Source organism: Mesorhizobium sp. M2A.F.Ca.ET.067.02.1.1, from assembly GCF_004023285.1.
In the GTDB taxonomy this organism is placed as follows: domain Bacteria; phylum Pseudomonadota; class Alphaproteobacteria; order Rhizobiales; family Rhizobiaceae; genus Mesorhizobium.
This window is the reverse complement of the sequence record NZ_RZSB01000375.1, coordinates 1-5777: the sequence shown is the minus strand read 5'-3', so window position 1 is coordinate 5777 and position 5777 is coordinate 1. Positions and strand designations below refer to the sequence as shown.

At 63.2% G+C, this 5777-nt stretch carries 5 protein-coding genes; 1 reads left to right on the top strand and 4 read right to left on the bottom strand.

What is annotated here, in order from left to right; genetic code table 11:
* Positions 1-168: 168 nt before the first annotated feature.
* Positions 169-1092 carry a transglutaminase-like cysteine peptidase gene (locus tag EOA28_RS22525; RefSeq protein ID WP_348526231.1) on the top strand — a complete coding sequence of 308 codons (924 nt, stop codon included), beginning with the start codon at positions 169-171 and terminating at the stop codon, positions 1090-1092.
* 70 nt (positions 1093-1162) lie between these two features.
* Here EOA28_RS22525 and EOA28_RS22520 read toward each other — a convergent pair whose 3' ends face one another.
* From EOA28_RS22520 to EOA28_RS22505, 4 genes are all read right to left on the bottom strand, one after another.
* Positions 1163-1801, bottom strand: a complete 639-nt coding sequence (locus EOA28_RS22520; protein ID WP_189342137.1) for a ribbon-helix-helix domain-containing protein — start codon at positions 1799-1801, stop codon at positions 1163-1165.
* Positions 1791-3080, bottom strand: a complete 1290-nt coding sequence (locus EOA28_RS22515; protein ID WP_042640892.1) for an HlyD family type I secretion periplasmic adaptor subunit — start codon at positions 3078-3080, stop codon at positions 1791-1793. Before EOA28_RS22515 ends, EOA28_RS22520 begins: the two co-directional genes overlap by 11 nt.
* A 13-nt stretch (positions 3081-3093) precedes the next feature.
* The gene (locus EOA28_RS22510) at positions 3094-5226 is read right to left on the bottom strand and encodes a type I secretion system permease/ATPase (RefSeq protein WP_126079109.1); all 2133 of its coding nucleotides are present in this window, start codon (positions 5224-5226) and stop codon (positions 3094-3096) included.
* Between the two features lie 40 nt (positions 5227-5266).
* Positions 5267-5777 (bottom strand): TolC family protein (locus tag EOA28_RS22505; RefSeq protein ID WP_189342136.1); only part of this gene is annotated, 511 nt, incomplete at its 5' end.

Below are 5777 nucleotides of genomic sequence, written 5' to 3'. Positions count from 1 at the left end.
GTGCTGGTTTGGTAAATGAAAGTATAAATTTGAATAAAATTTGACAAAAAATGGAATAGCGTGATTCGCCGAAACTTACCCACCTTCCTTTCCGATAATTTGAGACAAGATTGGTAGTGTCCACAGTCAAAGGTGGGCGTTATGAAAATACAAAAAGCAGCCCCGGGAATGACGGGGATCAAGGTACTCTTGCTGGCTGCCGGCCTTGCCGGCTTCGCAAATCCATCATCCGCCAGCGCGAATTCGAGCCCGGAACCGGCCCTGCAGAAGGTGGTTGCGCCGGCGAGCCTCGGTGGCGTTTCGCTGGCCCGGCCGCAGCCCTGGCAGCCAGCTGTCGCATACCGCACCGCGGACATTTCGACTGGCTACGCGCCGGCGGCCGAGGTTGAAGCGCTTTCCGCCGCCAAGGCCGAACCCGGCATAGACCCGATCCATACCGCCGCGATCATCCCCGGTGTCTTCGGCTCCGTCGCCTTGTCGATGCGCAACTTCCCGGTAGCGGCGCGCTGGGCTCCGGTCTACAAGGCCATCGTCGACTGCACGGCGGGCAGCCCTTGCGACCATGAGAGTCCGGCTTTCTCCGAGATCATCGACATTGCCGCCGGCAAGGGCTTTCGCGACAAGCTGTCCTTCGTCAACTCAAGCATCAACCGCCTGATCGCGTATCGCAAGGACAGCGCCGTCTACGGCAAGCTCGACTATTGGGCAAAGCCTTCGGAAATCCTCGAGCATCGCGCAGGCGATTGCGAGGACTTCGCCATACTCAAGATGGCGGCGCTGCTCAGGGCCGGCATTCCGGCGCAGAGCATGTCGCTGGTGGTGCTCCAGGATCGCCGCCGCAAGTTCTTCCATGCCGTGCTGTCGGTCAGCACGGGAAGCGGCGCCTTCATCCTCGACAGCCTGGGCAATGCGGTCCTGCGCGACAGCGACCTGCCCGACTATGTTCCGCTCTATTCCTTCAGCACCGATCGCGCCTGGATCCACGGATCGAAGTCCGGCGCGCAGATCGCCGACATCGCCGGCGGCTTCGCGACGGTGGCGCCCGGCGAAGGATCGCCGGAATCGTCATTGGCTTCGGATATGAGGCAATAGACTGGGGCGGGTCGCCTTTTCGCGACACGCAGAAGCACAGGAAATCGCTGCGCGTTCTTCCTGAGGTACGCTACCCGTTGAAGACAAAGGCCATCAGAAGTTCCGGCTCGGCGACAGGCGCGCGCACGGCGCTGAGCTGGCCACGATAGCGCCGCTCGCCGGCGCCGATGACGAAGCCGCTGGTGACCGGCGTTTCGCCATTGGCGTCGAGCCTGGCGAAGATATCGGTGACGTTGAGATCGAGCGCCAGCTTCAAATCCTGCCGCCCATCCTCTCCGGGCGCGCTCGGCAACTGTCGCCTGACCAGTTGCTGGAACGGCGTGTTGAAGGCCAGGATCTTCTTCGACGACGACAGCGCGAAAGCCGGTGATGGGCAGGCGACCAGGATCGCGTTGATCGTGCGGATCGAGGCGAGCTTGCGCAATTTCATGCTTTCCTCGGCAAGACCGCGCATGCAGGCGACCCGGATCGCCGAGGTGAGGTTGCCCTCGGGATGATGCTCGGCGATCTCCTCGACCAGCATACCGATCGTGCATTTGCGGCTTTCCGCCATGTGCTTCAGCGACACCCAGAAGGCGCGCTCCAGCCGGATGCCGCGACGTACGCCGCCGCGCGCCACGACGCGGAATTCCGGGCCGAAATCCTCGGCCGCGAGCGCCGGCAGCAGCCGTTCGCGCGGAGTGTCCGGGCGCATTGCGCTATCGTTCACTCATCGCCTCCTGACGCGCCTTGTTGATCGGCTTCAAGAGATAGTTGAGGATCGTCTTGCGTCCGGTCTTGATGTCGACCGAGCAGATCATGCCGGGGATGATCGAATAGGTCTTGCCGTTCCTCGTCAGCGTCGACTTCTCGGTGGCGACGCGCACCTGATAATAGGGCTCGCCGGTCTTCTGGTCGACGAGACTGTCGGCGGTGATGTTGGAGACCTTGCCCTCGATGCCGCCGAAGATCGAGAAATCATAGGCCGTGACCTTGATCAGCGCCTCCTGGTTCGGCTGGATGAAGGCAACGTCGCGCGGCGAAACCCGAGCCTCGACCAGCAGCGTCTCGGATGTCGGCACGATGCCGGCCACGACCGCGCCCGGCTGCACGAAGGCGCCGAGCGTGTTGACGTCGAGCGTGTTGACGATGCCGTCGACCGGCGAGCGTATATCGGTGCGCGCGACCTTGTCGGTGGCGCCGCGGATGGTTTCGTCGACGACGGAAAGGTCGGCAAGCGCCTGCGTCAGGTCGCTCAGCGCCTCTTGCTGCAATTGCAGGCCGAGCTCGTTCACCTGAAGCTGCGCTTCGGTGATTGCCGCCTGGGTCTTCTTGATGGTCTCTCCGGCGAGTGCCAGCTGTCCGTGCAGGTCGGTCTGCTCGCGCTCGACGCGGATCTGCTCGGTCCTGGCCATCAGGCCCTTCTTGACCATGGGTTCCACCAGCGCCGCTTCCTGGTCGGTCACGGCCAGGCTCTTGGCCAGGCGGTCTGAATTGGCGGTGGCCTCGTCCAGCTCCTTCTCGCGCTGGTCGAGGCGCGATTTGAGAACCGACAACTTGACCTCGAAATTGTCGCGGCGCGCGACGAGCAGCTTTTGCTCGTTGTCGCAAATTTCCGGCGCAACCGTCTGGATTTCCGTGGGGCAGGGGAAGGCCCCTTCGACATTGCCGCTCTGCTCGAACTGCAGCCGCGCGATGCGTGCCTGCAGCGCTCGCGCCTTGGCCTTCTCCTCGCCCAGGCTCGACGTGTTGCCCGAATTGTCGAGACGGATGATGAGGTCGTTCTTCTTGACGGTCTGGCCGATCTGGACGGCGATCTCCTGCACGACGCCGGGTTCGCTGGCTTGGATGACCTGCGTCTTCGAGGCGGGTATCACCTTGCCTTCGCCGCGCGCGATCTCGTCCACCTCGGCAAATGATGCCCAGCCCGTGAAGCACACGAACAGGGCGCCGACGATGTAGACGGACGCGGAGGCGAAAAGAGGTGGCCGGTCTTCCCTTGCAAGCATGTCTGCGTTCCGGTCAGGCACTGCCTTTCTGCAGCGCCTGGATGACTTGTTCCTTTGGCCCGTCGGCGACGACGCGGCCTTGCTCGATGACGATGAGGCGGTCGGCAAGCTCCAGCATGCTGTAGCGATGGGTCGATACGATCAGCGTCGTGTTGCGGTCGAACGCCACCTTGAGCTGCTTGATCAACTGCCGTTCCGAGGCGAGGTCCATCGAACCCGACGGCTCGTCGAGGAAGACGATCGTCGGCTTCGTCAAAAGCAGCCGGGCGATTGCCACCGACTGTCTTTGCCCGCCCGAGAGATTGGTGCCGCGCTCGCCGACATTCATGTCGTAGCCGCGCGGGTGCCGCGAGACGAAGTCGTCGACGCCCGCGGCCTTCGCCGCGTCGATGATCTCCCCGTCGGTCGCTTCCGGCGCCGCCATCAGGAGGTTCTCCTTGATGGTTCCCGAAAACAGGTCGCCGGCCTGCGCGACGATGCCGACCGCGGCGCGAACCTCCGACGGATGGTATTGGCGGATGTCGATGCCGTCGATGAGCAGTTCCCCCGACGTGGGCAGGAAAAGCCGGCCGATCAGGCGGCCCATCGTGGTCTTGCCGGAACCGATGCGGCCGATGATGCCCACCCGCTCGCCGGGCCTGACCGTGATGTTGAGCCCGCTCAGAACCTCGTTTTCCGTGCCGGGATAGGCGAAACCGACATTCCTGAAGACGAGCGCGCCGCTGCGGATCGGCCGGTTGACGAAACCGACCGTGTCGGGGCGGTCCTCCGGCTGCGACATGATCGTGTTGATGATCCTGAGCGACAGCATGGCCTGCCGAAAACGCGCAAGCGTGATCGCGATCTGGCCGAGCGGCGCCACGGCGCGGCCGGCGAGCATCACGGTGCCGATGATGGCGCCCGTCGAGACCTGTCCCTCGGAGAAGGCATAGGCGCCGGCCACAACCAGGGCGACTGTCACGAATTGCTGGATGGCGCCGGTGATGTTGCCTGCCGCCGCCGAGAGCTCCTTGATCTTCTCCGAGGTGTTGGCCGCGTTCTTCGAGTGCTCGCCCCATTTGCGCAGCAGATAGGCCTCGGCGCGCAGCGACTTGATCGTCTCCAGCGTGGAAATGGATTCGACCAGCAGGGCCTGGCGCTGCGATGCCTCGTTCATCGAGGCCGCGACCCGCTTGCCGATCCGCCGCTGCGTCATCAGCCCGACGATGACGGAGATGATGAAAGCCAGCGCCGGTATGATCACCAGCCAGCCGCCGATGGCATAGATCACAGCCAGGAAGACGAACACGAACATCGTGTCGATGAAGACGCTGATGGTGTTCGAGGTGAAGAACTCGCGCACGAACTCGTATTGCGTGACACGGTTTGCGTATTCGCCGGTCGATCCGGGCCGGGCCGAAAGCGAGGAATTCAGCACCTTTTCGAACAGCAGATAGGATATCCGCAAATCCGCCTTGCGTCCGGCATAGTCGATCAGCGACGCCCTGGCCGTCTTGAGCAGCAGGTCGAACAGGATGGCCGCGCCGATGCCGAGCGCCAGCACCCAAAGCGTGGAGATCGCCTTGTTCGGCAGGATGCGGTCGTAGACATTCATGGTGAAGATCGGCGAGGCGATCGCCAAAAGATTGATGAAGACCGCCGACAGCACCACCTTGGAATAGGTGCGCCAGAACGCCCCCATGGTGCCGGTCAGCCAGTGGCGCCTTTCGATCCGCGCGGCCGTGCCGACGGTCATCTCTTCGGCCGTGTTGCCATAGGTGATCGAAAAGGACGTGCCGCCGCTGATGTAGTTCTCGGCGAGTTCCGCCCTGTCGATCGTGGTGCGGCCGTTTTCCTGGGGCGCCGTCAGATATTGCCCGCCCTCCACTTCCGCCAGCAGCGCGATCGGCAATTGGCTGACGCGGAAGACAATCGCCGGGAGATCGAAGCGGCCGCGCAGGAAATCGCGATGGCTGAAATCCTGGACCTCCAGTCCGATGCGCTCGGCCAGATGGCGGATTTCATCCGGCTCGATGCGCGTCTCCGAAATCGGCACGCCGGCAAACAGCACCGTTTCCGCGCTCGGCCTGCCGAGATAGGCCGCAACAGCGCAGAAGCAGGCTTTGAAAGCCTCCTTGGGCGATAAGATATGAGGTTGTTGGTTCACGATCCGCCCCGAAGGACTGCAAGATCGATGCTTACATCGTCTACTTTTTCCTGACCGGCGCGAGGATGTCGAACGGCAGATCGTTCTTCTGCTCCGACGGCGTGCGCGCATAGGTCTCGGTATCGGCCGTGGCCGGCACACCGAATTCCTCACGAGCGTAGGCCGCGGACTGCTTGGCCGGCTGGATGTTGAGCGTCTTCAGCAATTCGCCGGTCGCGGCCAGCAGCCGGTATTCCGCGAACAGCGATGCGTAGGACGACGTGTCGGCCAGTGTCGCGGTGTTGAAGCGCGTGTTCTGGGCATCGAGCACATCGAGCAGCGAGCGCTGTCCGACCTTGAACTGTTCGCGATAGGACGCGACGAGCTTTTCGTTGGTGGCTGCCTGCTGCCGCAGCGTCTTTGCGAGATCCGCCTGGCGGAAGCGTCGGTCCCACGAGGTGCGGACGGCTTCCTCGATTTCGCGCAGCACCTGGTGCAGCGCAAGACGCTGCTCGCTGGTGCGGCGGATCTGTTCCTGCTCGTTGGCCTTGTCGATGCCGCCGCGGTACAGA